A 13,788-nucleotide genomic window follows, 5' to 3' on the forward strand; every position below is an offset into this window, starting at 1 on the left:
ACATAGAGCTTACTTTTTAATAAAAGTAAGCTCTATTTTGGTATTAGGTTAGGTAAATATTAAGATTTTATTTGATGTAGAGTTTGGCGAATATTGTGCTGTGAGAAGTTTTTTTTGCATAATTCATGAAGAAGCAGACAAATTAGTACATTATCAAAAAACTCCCCTACTATGATATTTATATGCAGAGAATTTCAAAATTATTACTAAAAATGGGAAATATTATTTTTAGATTAATGCAAATGTATATTGACATATTAATCATATAGAATTAAAATAATTGTATAAAATTAAATTTTAAAAAATATAATTTAGAATATATGGGGTGAGTAGTATGGAAATTTATGATATTAGCGTAAAAGATATTAATGGAGAAAATGTAAGTTTAGAAAGATATAGAGGAAAGGTCCTTTTAATAGTTAATACTGCTAGTAAATGTGGTTTTACAAAACAGTTTGATGGATTAGAAGAGCTTTATGAAAAATATAAAGATGAAGGTTTTGAGGTTTTAGGATTTCCTTGTAATCAATTTAAGGAACAAGATCCAGGAAGCAATTCAGAAATAATGAACTTTTGTAAATTAAATTTTGGTGTAACATTCCCTATGTTTGAAAAAATTGATGTTAATGGAGAAAATGAATCTCTATTATATTCATACTTAAAAGAACAGAAAAGTGGAATGTTTGGAAGTAAAATTAAGTGGAATTTTACTAAGTTTTTAGTGGATAGAGAGGGCAATGTAATAAAGAGATTTTCGCCACAAACTACTCCAAAGTCAATAGAAAAAGATATTGAGGAACTTTTAGCTTAAGGTTACATATTAATTTAATATTACTTTTAAACAAGCTTTATTTTTTAGGTGCACAAACCATCTTTTCTTTTGGCATTACAATAGATGATTTTAAACAATATTTGCTTTTAGGTGCTAACAGCTTTTTAGTAGTTACTATTAATAGAATATTGATTTTAGGTTAGAAATTTTAATCACACATAAATCCTTAAATGAGAACATAGTATGACATTGTTTAAGTATTAGGGGAGAGGGTATAATTAACATTGGATGAAAGAGATAAGCTTTAAAAAAGCAAGACTTTCTCTTTTATATAGGTGTAATTAAACTTATATGAAAAATACATGTAAGATTTAGTGATTTATTTGAAGTTAGGAGGAGTTTGAAATGAATCTTAAAAGAATAAATTCAAATGATAATTGCTTTAATAAGGCAATGGAAATATACAATGGAAGCTTCCCAATATTTGAAAGAAGAACAATGGATGATCAAATAAAGGCATTAGATGATATAAACTATCATTTTGAGGTTATATATGATAAAGAGGAAATAGTAGGAATATTACTCTATTGGGATATGGGTAGGTATAAGTATATAGAACACTTTGCCATAGATTCTAAGTTAAGAGGAAAAAACTACGGATCTAGAGTGTTAAAAGAGTTTTGTGACCATAATAAAAATGTAATTTTAGAGATAGATCCTCCGATAGATGAGATATCAATAAAAAGATTGAATTTTTATTTGAAATTAGGTTTTAAATTGCAAGATTTTGATTATACACATCCATCCTACAGAAAAGGCTGTAAGAGACATAGTTTAAAGATTATGACTTTTAATCATAATATGCCTAAAGAGGATTATGATACTTTCAATATATTGTTGAAAAGAGATGTTATGAAGTATTCTGAATTTAAAGATAGGTTAAATAATTAGTTTAAAGTATATTTTTATATAAACTAAATAGAAATTGATTTAAGTAGAAAATACAATGGTACTAAATTTAGGCCATTGTATTTTGTTTTTTAGAGCAATAAAACTTTATAATACTCTAAAAAATTAGAAGCATAATAGAATAGCAATATAGACTTTAGAGTAACAAAACTTTAGAAGGATTAGTATAAAAGCTTTTTAAATTTCTAGAAAAAAAGGTTTTTTTTATTTATAATAAAAAAGATGTAGATTTTAGAGTATTAATATAAATTACTAATAGCAAAGGAGCAAAATATGAAGAAGGTTTTAATTGGAGTTTTAGTGTTTTTAATTTGTATTATTTCAGTCTTTTTGTTTTTTGATAGAGAAGAGGAAAGCATAGTTACTGATGTAGTTGAAAAATCTCAATATGGTCTTTTAGTTAATTATGAAGATGGACTTATTGCAGTTGATACTGAAGACGCTGAAATAATTGATAGAGATGGAAAAGAAAATACTCTAGATTGTATAAATGAGGGAGATAGAATAGAAATTATTTATGATGGAAAAATAGAAGAAACTTATCCAGCTCAGATTAATAATGTTTACAAAATAATAATTTTTTAGTTTATATTAAGAGTCTTATAATAAATATATTTTTGAGTTTTGTTGAAAGTTTTATAAGAAAAAGCACTAAATTTATTTAATAGATTTAGTGCTTTTTTATAAATATTTATATTGTTTAAATTTTAATATAGTTTTATATTTATTTATTAATTTAGATAAAGAAAAATTAGTTAATTGCTTTAATTTCAAAAAAGAAGAGATAAAAATATCAATTGCTTAAATCAAGTTTATTAGAAAATTATGTTAATATTTAAATAGAGTAAAAATTTATTTAGAGATAAGGCTATATGAGAGGTTAGGGAAGTGTTACTTTATGAAAAAAAGGGTGTTTTGGGTAAGTATAGTATTTTTAATAATTATAACGGTTTTAGGTATTACAATTAAATTTGATGGTAAGAAAGTTAATTGTAACAGAAAAACAATTAAAGTAGGATTTTATGAATATTATCCTTATTATTATCTTAATAAAAATTCTGTGCCAGATGGCTATTATAATGAAATACTAGAATTAATATGTAATAAGTTAGATTTAAATTATAAGTATGTAGATTGTAATGTAACAGATGCTTTAGAAAAGCTTAAATCTGGACAGATAGATTTAGTCTTTGGAATAAGTAAGACTCCTGATAGAGAAAAGGAATATGAATTTACTGACCACTATCTAAATAATGATAACTTTGCTATATATACTAATAAGAATATAAAAAATGGTGATTTAAAAGCTTTAAATGGATTAAAAATGGGATTTTTAAAAGGAGAAGAAAATAATGAGTGGATTTTAAGGCTTTTAAAGGATAAAGGCATAAATGTGAAACCTATATATGTTTCTAATTATCCTGAAGATGAAGAATATTTACATGATAACAAAGTGGACTTTGTAGTAGAAAATACAAGAAGCAATATAAATTATGAAAATAAAAATATTAAAAAAATTTTTGAGTTTTCTTCTGGACCAGTTTATATAACTAGTAGAAAAGGTAATGAAAAATTAATTGAAGGAATAGACTCTGTCCTTGGAGAGCTTGAAGAAGATGGGGAACAAAAAGATGCTAATTTATATTCTAAGTATTTTGATGAGCATTTAGATAAATTAAAAAATGAAAAGTTATTAGTTGTAATATTTTTAATTATAATATCATTATTTATTTATAAAAAAAGAAAAAATAAAATATTCGCTATAAGAACTAAAAGAAAAATTAGAGACTATATGAAAAATGATAAATATATATTATATTATCAACCTATAGTAGATCCAAAGACAAATGGAGTAAAGGGATTTGAATCTCTTTTGAGATTAAATAAGGATGGAAAAATTTTAACTCCCTATAGCTTTATAAGGGAAATTGAAGACAATAATATGTCTTTAGAAGTTTCTTTATGGCTTTTAAAGAAGGTTATTTTAGATTACAGAATAATAAAAGATTATGATATGGTTAAAGGAAGAGATTTTTATATATCCTTAAATGTTTCATTTAAAGAAATAGAAAATCCTAAGTTTTTAAGATCCTTAATGAAAATTGCAAAAGATTATAAGATTGATGATTGTAATATTTGTTTAGAGATAGTAGAAAAGTTTGGTATGGAGGATATAGGAAGAATACAAAGTGCAATAAGAATAATAAAGGAATATGGATTTTTAATAGCTATAGATGATTTTGGAGTGGAATATTCTAATTTAGATTTATTAAATAAAATTGATTCTGATATAGTGAAGCTAGATAAGTACTTTGCTGATAATTTAGATAAGTCTATTATAAATGAAAAGACAGTGGAATTTATATCAGAAATATGTATCATAGCTAATAGAACTATAGTATTTGAAGGTATAGAGGAACAGTATCAGGTTGACATTGTTAAGGCATTTCCATATGAAAAAATATATATTCAGGGATATTTCTATTCAAAGCCAGTAGATATTGAGACTTTAAAGGATTTTAAATTTAAGGATAGTTAATTTTTAAAGGATAAAAATAGTAAGAATTAAGGAGAAGGATTTATAATATAATAAGGTGGTTATAATTAGGAGGTACAAAAAATGAAAGTATTATTAGTTAATGGAAGTCCAAATAAAGAGGGATGTACTTATACAGCATTAAAGGAAGTAAGTAAAACTCTAGAGGAAAATGGAATAGATACTGAAATATTTCAAGTAGGGAATAAGCCTATAGGTGGATGCATAGGATGTGGTTCTTGTAAAAAAACAGGGGAATGTTTTATGAAGGATGGTGTAAATGAATTTGTAGAAAAAGCTAAGGATGCAGATGGATTTGTATTTGGTTCACCAGTTTATTATGCAGCAGCTTCAGGTTCAATAACTTCATTTTTAGATAGAGCATTTTATTCTGGGGGTAAACATATGGCATTTAAGCCAGGGGCAGTTATATGCAGTGCAAGACGTGCTGGGACAACCTCTACTTTAGATCAATTAAGTAAGTATCTTACAATATGCAATATGCCAGTTGTAAGTTCACAATACTGGAATATGGTTCATGGAAATACTCCAGAGGAGGTTAAAAAGGACCTAGAAGGTATGCAAACAATGAGAGTGCTAGGAAGAAATATGGCATGGCTTATTAAGTGTATAGAATTAGGTAAGAATAATAATATTCTTAAACCAGAATTAGAAGAAAGAGAAAGAACTAATTTTATTAGATAATATGAAGATTTAAAAATAGTTTTTATAAATAGACTCTGTTAGTTAATAGAGAAAATAAGTGAAATATATCAAAGTTAATTTTAATCTTTGATATATTTCACTTTTATTTAGTTATATTCTAATTTTTAAATCATGTCCAGTATTTATTATGTTTCTTTGAAATCTTTATTCTAAAAATTCTTTTTAATGATGAAACTATTATAATTATTTTTGTATTAACTTGATTTGGTATTTAAATATTTAGAAAATATACAAATATTTTAACTTTAGTTAATTTTATAATGTAATTTATATGTGATAAAATGTAGCTAAGAAAATGATTACAAAATATATGATTTATTAAAGGTATTCTTGAAATTTTAGATTACATAAAAAGAAAGTTTATAAGTAAAAATAATACTTCTATAATGTAGATTTTAACTAGAAAGTGGGGAACTAATTATGGAATCAAAGGAAATGAGATTAGCTAAAAAAGCAAAAAAACTTATAGATGAGTTTGAAAGGGTTCAATCAGTTCTTTTAAGTGGAGAATTACCAGAGCAAGAAGTGGAAATAAGAGATGATGGAGCTACTATTGTTCTTAAAAATATAATGCCAGGGTATAGTGGAGAAGCTATGTTTAAGCTAACTCATATATCTGATGTGGTTAAGGCTTATATTGATGATATGGATGAGGAAAATGATGAAATGATTAAGAGTTACGAAGTTGAAAATACTAATTGGCATGAAAGTGACTTGGGGGATATTTACAGAGAATCTGCTATGGAACATTTAGAAAAAGTTGAAGTGGTACAAGATAAAGTTAGGCATACGTATAAGGAACTTAAAAAGATAGAAGAGAAAGCTAGAGAAATTGAAGGACTATAAGATTTAGTTTTTATTTGTAAAGTAAGGTTATATATTAAATAAACCTTACTTTATTTTTATTTATAAATAAAATAACAATATTAATTAAATACATATTTAGGAGATATATTTGTTTGGATTCTATACAGTAAATAAAAGAATAATGAGAATTAATTACTTTAAAATAAGGAGAAGATAATTTTGAGAGGGATAGTTTTATATAAAGGACAAGAATATTACACAAACTTAAGAACGGTTTTTAAAGCTTTTAATGACATTCATCTTGAATATAACTGGCTTATTACAGATTGTTGTGCTTATCCAGAGAATGAAGATATAGAGGAACTATTATCAAGAGAATATTGCTTTATATCTGGAGAAGAACTAGACAATATAATTAAAAAAGAAGATTTTCAATTGATTTGGGGTGTTTTAAGTGGGTTCAATAAGAAAATTACCTTAGAAGAGATTATGAAATATAATTTACCTTATGCAGAAGATAATAAAGATATTTGGGAGAATCCAGTTTGCATTCAACATCCTCTTTCAGAGATAGAGATAATTTCATGGGATAGTGATAAAACAGTTTTAATAAGTAAAGATGAAAATTTATTAATCTGTTTTAAAAGCAATTTTCCCTTAAGTGAAGATTTAGAATTTTACAATAGAAAGTTAAAAAAATAGATTATAAAACTTTAATAAAAAAGAAATTATTAAAAATTTTATGCTTTTTAGAAAGTAGGAAAATACAATGTTTCATTTGGTTTTTAATAGTTTAACTAAAATTTTCTTTGAGTTTTTTGAAAAAAAGTTAAGAAGTTAAAAGAACTTAGATTATAAGAGACATTAAGAGTATTTCCATAAAAAACAAATAGTTAATTGATTATAAACATATAGGTATATGAGTATTTATTATAATACTTTGAACTGATGTATAATGTCAGTATAAATAAAAGGGATGTAAAAAAGGATGTGAAAAATATGTTATCTAGTAAGAAAATAGTAGATGATTATATTAAAAAAATAGATTGGAGAGTCAATGAAAATTCCAATTCACCATATAGTTTTGGGAGTCTCAATAAACATATAATAGCTGAGGTTTCTAAAGATTACTGGCTTAATGAAGTTTATAAGGATAAAAGAATAATAGATGCTTATAAAAATGGAGATATGCATATTCATGACCTAGGAGGATTAACACTTTATTGTTGTGGATATTCCTTAAGAAACATAATTTTAATGGGAGTACAGGGAATTCCTAATATTCCAACTAGTAGTCCTGCAAAACATTTTGATGCTATATTAAATCAAATAGCTAATTTGGTTACAATATATCAAAATGAGATTATGGGCGCTGTTGCTTTTAACTCATTCGATACATTATTAGCACCTTATATAAAGAAGGATAATTTAACATATGAAGAGGTTAAACAAAATCTACAAAACTTTATATTTAGTATAAATAGTAATAGTAGGGCAGGAGCTGAACCAGCTTTCACTAATATTACCTTTGATCTTTTTCCACCAAAAGACTTAGAGAATGACCCTGCTTTAATTGGAGATAAAATTCAAGAGTTCACACATAAGGAATGTCAAAAAGAAATGGACATGTTAAATAAGGCATTTTATGAACTTATGAATGAGGGAGATTATAATGGAAGACCATTTTCTTATCCAATACCAACTTATAATATAAACAGTAATTTTGATTTTGATAACCCTAATAATGATATGTTATTTGAGATGACAGGAAAGTTTGGTTATCCTTATTTTGCAAACTTTGTTAATTCAGATATGGATCAAAGTGATGTAAGATCAATGTGTTGTAGATTAAATCTTGATTTAAGAGAGCTTAGAAAGAGAAATGGTGGTCTTTTTGGAAGTGGAGATAGTACAGGAAGTATAGGTGTTGTTACAATAAATTTACCAAGATTGGCATATAAGTATAAAAATAACGAAAAAGAGTTTTTTAATGCTTTAAAAGAAATATTGATTATAGCAAAAGATAGCTTGGAAAAGAAGAGAAAATGGTTAAATGACAATATTATAAATAAAGATATGTTGCCGGCATTTTCAACTTATGTAGGGACTTTGAAAAATCATTTTAGTACTATAGGAATAGTTGGATTAAATGAGATGTGTGAAAACTTTAATGGAAATAATATATTAACTGAAGAAGGAATGGAGTTTTCAATAAAGGTTTGTAATTTCATAAGAGAAGAATTAATAAACTTTCAAGAAGAAACAGGAAATCTTTATAATTTTGAGGCTACTCCAGCGGAATCAACTTGTTATAGACTAGCTAAAAAGGATGTAGAGGACTTTGAGGATATTATAGTTAGAGGGGGAAGAGAATATCCATACTATACAAACTCATGTCATATGCCACCTAATGAAGTTAAAAACTTAAAGCAATTATTTGATCACCAAGATAAGCTTCAAGTGTTATTCACAGGAGGAACTGTGGTGCATATTTACTGTGATGGAGCTATAAGTGGAGAAAAGGCAAAACACATAGTAAAGACAGTTTGTAAGAAATATAGAACACCTTATGTAAGTATTTCTCCTTTAAATAGATACTGTGAAGAGCATGGATATGTAAAGGAAAGGGTAGAAGAGTGTCCTATATGTGGCAAAAAGCTAGATTTATATCAAAGAATAACAGGCTACTTAAGAAAAGTTGAATTCTTTAATGATGGTAAAAAATCAGAGTTTAAGGATAGAAATCAGTTAAGTCTATGATTATAAAAACAAAGGGCATTGTTCATGAGAGAGTAGAGGATGCGCCTTTTATGGGAGCATTAATAAGTGCAGTAGATTGTAACTTAAACTGCAAAGGATGCTTTAATCAACATTTAAAGGATTTACCAAACATAGAGATGGATTCAGAAGATATATTAGATGAAGTGACAAATGATCCTTTTAATGAAGGAATTATACTTGCAGGACTTGAATGGTCACTTCAACCTAATGAGTTAAGGGAAATGGTTAATTCGGCAAGGAAGAGAAAACTTAAGGTTATAGTTTATTCTGGACTAAGTGAAGAAGATTTTAAGAAAAAGTTCCCTGATATATATGGTTTAAAAGGAGACATGTACTTTAAGTTTGGAAAGTATGATGAAAAATTAAAGGTGAATAATAATATTCAATATGATGTTAAGTTAGCCACATCAAATCAAAAGATATTAAAGAAATAATAGTAATGAAATGGAATGACAAAGAAGAAACTATTGAGTTAAAGAAAGTTTTAGATTAGATAATTACTTTAATATTATAAAAACTCAGTTATTACTGAGTTTTTTTGTATTTTATAAAGAAATCTTTTAGTAGATTTTTATAATATTATAGAAATATAAGCTTCTTAATTGTGTTTATTTTTAGTTCTTTCTCTTATGAAATTTTTTAAGCTAGATATAACTAATACTAAAACTACAAAATATATTAATATGTAGTTTAAGGATAATAGATTACCATTTCTATCAAAACCGAATCGGTATAATAAAAATGATATTGTTACTAATATGATAAAAATTAAATTAACTTTATTTTGGTATTTTATATTAATCTTTTCGTCTTTCATATAAAAGCTCCTTTTTTTAAGATTATTAAATATATTCTTGCATTAATTTTTAAAATTTTCAATTACATGTGTAAAACTGGCAATATTTTATGAATAATTGGGCAAATATAGAGTTTTATAGTGATTAAAAGTATGACATTGCTTACAGCATACCTTTCAAATATGTAATATAAGTGTAATCTAATTAAATATGAGATTTTTACTTAAGAATATATAATTAAGTCAAGAGTTGAGAGAAACAAACAAGAAAATAAATTAAGATATATAAAAGGAGAGAATAGATTATGAAAAAAGCAATGGATTTAGTGAGAGTATTAGTTAAGGTAACATTTTTAGGATATGACGAAAAAGAGGACTTAAAATAATAAAGACAGATGGACAATATAAATAGGATTAGAAAAGAGAATTATTATGTATATGTTAGAATGAAAAAGATTTAGAGCAGAGTAAGCTTTAAATCTTTTTTTTTGCTTAAATCTTTATTTAGTTTATAAGAATTCATTTTAAGGGAGTTTTGATTTTAATTAAGGAATAATTAATCTCAAAGTATGTTGTATATGATTTGGGGAATGATTTCATTTCTGACTTTTTTTCTATATTTTAGTTCACTTTCAGTTTTTCCATTATATATTGATTTATTTTTTATTGAATTATCAGAGACATTAAAAATAGCTGCTATTGGTATATTGCAAATTGAACAAGCTTTAAAAGCAGCAGCAGTCTCCATTTCAATACTTTTACAACCTAATTTCATTATATAATCTAAATGTGCAAATTGAGCAAATATAGTATCTACACTAAAATTGGGTACTATATGATAGCTAACATTATTATCTTTGCATATTTTTTCTGTATTCTTAATTAGAATTTTATTAAGCTTAGTATCTGGATAGTATTTTTCGCCAAAATAGTCTTTTGTTAAGTCTTTTTCTAGGTATCTGCATACCCCATCACCACATACTGATAAGGTAGGTATAATAATATCACCAATACTTATTTTCTCATCTAAAGCACCAACAGAACCAATAAATATAATTTTTTTACAATTAGAGTTTCCTAAGGCTAATATTACATCAGTACAAACACTTGCCCCAATTCCAGTTTTTATGTATGTAATATTTTTATCAAATAACTTACAATTCCATATCTTAATAGAAGTATCTACAATTAATTCAGATTCAATGTCTTTGAATATAGTTGGCTCCCACCAAGGAGCTATAATAACATTTTCTTTAATTGCTTCATCATTACATTTCAATACAGATTTACAAAGCGTATCTTTCTTTAAACCATACTTTTTATGTCCATCTATTAGAAAATTATACATATTACCCTCCAAATATATATTTCTATAATATTATCTTATCATAAATTGGGATGATTACTTATATTAGCGAAAAAGACAATTAACATTTAAATTAATTATTTACAGTATTTTGTAGGTTGTATATAATAGTTTTTAATTACTTAATTTCAAATATTTTCATTAAGGTTAAAGAATTATTTGATTTTGAGTAATTAATGGTGAATAAAAGTTTGTAAGGCATAACTTGTTTTATACCGTAGTTTATTTTAAAGAAAATTATGAGAAGAGTTTTATTTATACTTTTGTTAAGGTGAGAATAAGTTATGTTTTATAGGATAAAGTAAGAAAATTTATGGTGTAAGATAGGGGGAAATACAATGAATAGATGTGAATTGTTATTAATGGTAGAAGGGGACACAATTGAAGTAGAAGCAAAAGTCACATTAGAAAAAGAAATGAAGATTAGTTTTGTATTAAAAGACTCTTTTAATATGTTATATTCTTCTGCTGAATATGACACAGAACTTATAGAACCTAATTTTATTGGCAAGTGCAATAAATATATTTTAAAGGAAGAAACTGATAATTTTACTTTAAGATACAGGGGAAAACCCTATGGATTTTGTACTGAATGCAGTGATGAAAAAGTTTTATTATCATTTTATTGTGCTTGGTATCCAATTTTAGATGATTTTTTATTTGATGATACTAAAGTGATTATAAAAGGTTTAGAGAATTTTATAGTATTAGATGCAGTAAAAGAAAAGGATTTCTGGATCTTTAATAATAAAATACCCTTTGATTGCAATATAAGAGCTTTTAATAAGGATAAAGTATTTTCCTCAGAATGTGATTTCATAAAAATATATTCTGGAAAGGAAAGCGAATTAGGATATATAAATAAAATAGTTGGAGAGTTACATAAGATAAATGAATATTATAAAAGAATATTAGGAGAAAAGGAAAATAATAAGCTACAATTAATTTCTACTGGTATAGAAAATAGTGGTGGATATTTTAGAGAGGGATTTATTGTATTACCATGCTTAGAGGATAATGATAAGTTTATATATTCATTTTTAGGACATGAATTGGCTCATGCATGGCATATGGGATATTCTGTTACAACATATGATGATTGGCTTAATGAAACTGGAGCTGAATGGAGTAGTTTATCATATATATTAAGTATTGGTAAGAATGATTTATATAACAAACAAATTCAATATTCAAGAAAAGCCTTTGAGGAATATCCTATAATGAAACCAGAGGATGGGTCAAGACCTAGAACAGCACACTTTGGAGGAGTTTTGTTATTTGATAAAATTTACGAAAAGTATGGGTTAGATACAATAAATAAGTTATTAAGGTTAGCCTATGAAACAACTCCTAAAAATACTGCTGAATTTTTAAAAAGAGTAAAGGGTGATTTTGATACTGAAATTTATAATATATTAAGTGAGCCTTTTAGATAAATTTTGATTTATAGAAAATAACTTAATAGTTTCAATAATGTTTGTAATAATCTATACAAATATAAGTAATCGTTTCTAAATGAAATTTTAGGGGGATATAATATCAATTAAAATTAGATTAATCTTATTAAGATTAAAGTTATTTGTGTATTAAATAACCAATCAATTAAATAAAATTTGTAAAGGGGAGTTGGCATTGAGAACATATGAGAATAAAGAAGAATTAAAAAAAGAAATTGATAAGTATTATAAAAAGTACATTGCTGAATTTGATAATATACCAAATGATTTAAAAGATGTGAGGTGTGAAGAGGTTGATAGAACACCTGCTGAAAATCTTGCATATCAAATTGGATGGACAACTTTAATTTTGAAGTGGGAAAAGGATGAAAAAGCTGGTTTAAAAGTAAAAACTCCATCAGATAAATTTAAGTGGAATCAATTAGGGGATTTATACAATTGGTTTAATGAAGAATATGCTTTTCTTTCGTTGTCACAATTAAAGCTTCTTTTAGCTGAAAATATAGAAAATATATATAAAATGATAGATTCTATGTCAAATGATGAATTATTTAAACCACATCAAAGAATATGGGCAGATGAAGCCACAAAAACAGCAGTCTGGGAAGTATATAAGTTTATTCATGTCAATACAGTAGCTCCTTTTGGTACATTCAGAACAAAGATAAGAAAATGGAAAAAGTTAATGTTATAAATTTATTAATTATTTTGAGTATATGGAGTGAGAAATATGAAATTTATAATAGTTGGAAGTGGAGGCTGTGTTTCATTACCTAAGCCATTATGTAATTGTGAGGTATGTAAAGAGGCAAGGAGTAAAGGAAGACCTTATTCAAGATGTGGTTGCAGCTTGTTTTTAGATGACATAAATCTTTTAGTTGATACTCCTGAAGATATTGCTTATGGAATAAATTATTGTGATATAAAAGAGATTGATAGAGTTTTATTTAGTCATGTTGATCCAGATCATACTTTAGGAATGAGAGTATTTGAGCATCTTAGGCTAAATTGGTTAGAAGTATCTTGTGGTAAGAATTGTGAAAATCCAATAGAAGTATTTGCATTAGAAGATGTTATGAAAGATATAAATTCAATAGGATTTAAGTTTGGCTCTTATTTAGATTATTACGAAAATGTGAGAAATCTTATTAAGAGAAAAAGTGTAGAGGACTATATATTTATTAAAAATATAAAAGTGAGTTTTATTAAAGTAAATCATGCAACAGTATTTGTTTTTGAAAAGGAAGGAAAGAAATTAATATATGCACCTTGCGATGTTAAGCCATTTCCAGAAAGCAAACTCTTTCTGGATGCAGATTGTTTAATTATAGGAAATACCATTATAGGGGAAGTATTAAAGGATGGTTTTATTTTGAAAGAAGATAATCCTTTAAGAGATGAATTATTTACTATAAGTGACATTGAAGAGTTGAAAAATAAATATAATATTAAGAGGGTAATAATAACTCACTTAGAAGAGGATTGGGGAAAATCCTATGATGACTATGTTGAGCTTGAGAAAGAATTAGATGGTATAGAGTTTGCTTATGATGGAATGAAGATAGAAATCTAAATTAT

Annotated in this window: 13 protein-coding genes; 12 read left to right on the forward strand and 1 reads right to left on the reverse strand. The window is 25.8% G+C overall.

What is annotated here, in order from left to right:
• Positions 1-334 precede the first annotated feature (334 nt).
• From ACYUCG_RS01745 to ACYUCG_RS01785, 9 genes are all read left to right on the forward strand, one after another.
• The gene (locus ACYUCG_RS01745; protein ID WP_003454005.1) at positions 335-811 is read left to right on the forward strand and encodes a glutathione peroxidase; all 477 of its coding nucleotides are present in this window, start codon (positions 335-337) and stop codon (positions 809-811) included.
• Between the two features lie 366 nt (positions 812-1,177).
• A complete protein-coding gene (locus ACYUCG_RS01750) occupies positions 1,178-1,723 on the forward strand; it encodes a GNAT family N-acetyltransferase (protein WP_003459864.1) in 546 nt (181 codons plus the stop codon).
• A gap of 291 nt (positions 1,724-2,014) precedes the next feature.
• A complete protein-coding gene (locus tag ACYUCG_RS01755; protein ID WP_003459816.1) occupies positions 2,015-2,326 on the forward strand; it encodes a hypothetical protein in 312 nt (103 codons plus the stop codon).
• A gap of 313 nt (positions 2,327-2,639) precedes the next feature.
• Positions 2,640-4,280, forward strand: coding sequence for an EAL domain-containing protein (locus tag ACYUCG_RS01760; protein WP_415345825.1), 1,641 nt, complete (start codon positions 2,640-2,642; stop codon positions 4,278-4,280).
• Between the two features lie 81 nt (positions 4,281-4,361).
• Positions 4,362-4,982 carry a flavodoxin family protein gene (locus ACYUCG_RS01765; protein WP_003453853.1) on the forward strand — a complete coding sequence of 207 codons (621 nt, stop codon included), beginning with the start codon at positions 4,362-4,364 and terminating at the stop codon, positions 4,980-4,982.
• 441 nt (positions 4,983-5,423) lie between these two features.
• Positions 5,424-5,849 (forward strand): hypothetical protein, encoded by a 426-nt coding sequence (locus ACYUCG_RS01770; protein ID WP_124041754.1) that lies wholly within the window; start codon positions 5,424-5,426, stop codon positions 5,847-5,849.
• 180 nt (positions 5,850-6,029) lie between these two features.
• Positions 6,030-6,512: a hypothetical protein gene (locus ACYUCG_RS01775; protein WP_460267926.1), complete on the forward strand. Its 483-nt coding sequence runs from the start codon at positions 6,030-6,032 to the stop codon at positions 6,510-6,512.
• Between the two features lie 246 nt (positions 6,513-6,758).
• Entirely contained in the window at positions 6,759-8,570 is a 1,812-nt protein-coding gene (locus ACYUCG_RS01780; RefSeq protein ID WP_460267927.1) for a ribonucleoside triphosphate reductase, read from the forward strand.
• Positions 8,567-9,025 carry a 4Fe-4S cluster-binding domain-containing protein gene (locus ACYUCG_RS01785; RefSeq protein ID WP_460267928.1) on the forward strand — a complete coding sequence of 153 codons (459 nt, stop codon included), beginning with the start codon at positions 8,567-8,569 and terminating at the stop codon, positions 9,023-9,025. The genes ACYUCG_RS01780 and ACYUCG_RS01785 overlap by 4 nt, the downstream gene beginning before the upstream one ends.
• Positions 9,026-9,949: 924 nt before the next feature.
• Here ACYUCG_RS01785 and ACYUCG_RS01790 read toward each other — a convergent pair.
• The gene (locus ACYUCG_RS01790; protein ID WP_460267929.1) at positions 9,950-10,735 is read right to left on the reverse strand and encodes a phosphorylase family protein; all 786 of its coding nucleotides are present in this window, start codon (positions 10,733-10,735) and stop codon (positions 9,950-9,952) included.
• A gap of 356 nt (positions 10,736-11,091) precedes the next feature.
• Between ACYUCG_RS01790 and ACYUCG_RS01795 the strand changes: the two genes are divergently transcribed.
• From ACYUCG_RS01795 to ACYUCG_RS01805, 3 genes are all read left to right on the forward strand, one after another.
• Positions 11,092-12,189 (forward strand): hypothetical protein, encoded by a 1,098-nt coding sequence (locus ACYUCG_RS01795; protein WP_460267930.1) that lies wholly within the window; start codon positions 11,092-11,094, stop codon positions 12,187-12,189.
• A gap of 196 nt (positions 12,190-12,385) precedes the next feature.
• Complete coding sequence (locus tag ACYUCG_RS01800; RefSeq protein WP_111693875.1) at positions 12,386-12,904, forward strand: ClbS/DfsB family four-helix bundle protein; 519 nt, start codon at positions 12,386-12,388, stop codon at positions 12,902-12,904.
• Positions 12,905-12,940: 36 nt separating this feature from the next.
• The gene (locus ACYUCG_RS01805; protein ID WP_460267931.1) at positions 12,941-13,783 is read left to right on the forward strand and encodes an MBL fold metallo-hydrolase; all 843 of its coding nucleotides are present in this window, start codon (positions 12,941-12,943) and stop codon (positions 13,781-13,783) included.
• Positions 13,784-13,788 lie beyond the last annotated feature (5 nt).

The organism is Clostridium sp. CTA-17 (genome assembly GCF_054767895.1).

Bases quoted from the DNA above. Each gene is read 5' to 3' on its own strand.
- ACYUCG_RS01770 (WP_124041754.1), top strand. From the start codon at position 5,424: ATGGAATCAAAGGAAATGAGATTAGCTAAAAAAGCAAAAAAACTTATA.
- ACYUCG_RS01760 (WP_415345825.1), top strand. From the start codon at position 2,640: ATGAAAAAAAGGGTGTTTTGGGTAAGTATAGTATTTTTAATAATTATA.
- ACYUCG_RS01785 (WP_460267928.1), top strand. From the start codon at position 8,567: ATGATTATAAAAACAAAGGGCATTGTTCATGAGAGAGTAGAGGATGCG.
- ACYUCG_RS01750 (WP_003459864.1), top strand. From the start codon at position 1,178: ATGAATCTTAAAAGAATAAATTCAAATGATAATTGCTTTAATAAGGCA.
- ACYUCG_RS01745 (WP_003454005.1), top strand. From the start codon at position 335: ATGGAAATTTATGATATTAGCGTAAAAGATATTAATGGAGAAAATGTA.
- ACYUCG_RS01790 (WP_460267929.1), bottom strand. From the start codon at position 10,735: ATGTATAATTTTCTAATAGATGGACATAAAAAGTATGGTTTAAAGAAA.
- ACYUCG_RS01765 (WP_003453853.1), top strand. From the start codon at position 4,362: ATGAAAGTATTATTAGTTAATGGAAGTCCAAATAAAGAGGGATGTACT.
- ACYUCG_RS01755 (WP_003459816.1), top strand. From the start codon at position 2,015: ATGAAGAAGGTTTTAATTGGAGTTTTAGTGTTTTTAATTTGTATTATT.
- ACYUCG_RS01795 (WP_460267930.1), top strand. From the start codon at position 11,092: ATGAATAGATGTGAATTGTTATTAATGGTAGAAGGGGACACAATTGAA.
- ACYUCG_RS01805 (WP_460267931.1), top strand. From the start codon at position 12,941: ATGAAATTTATAATAGTTGGAAGTGGAGGCTGTGTTTCATTACCTAAG.
- ACYUCG_RS01780 (WP_460267927.1), top strand. From the start codon at position 6,759: ATGTATAATGTCAGTATAAATAAAAGGGATGTAAAAAAGGATGTGAAA.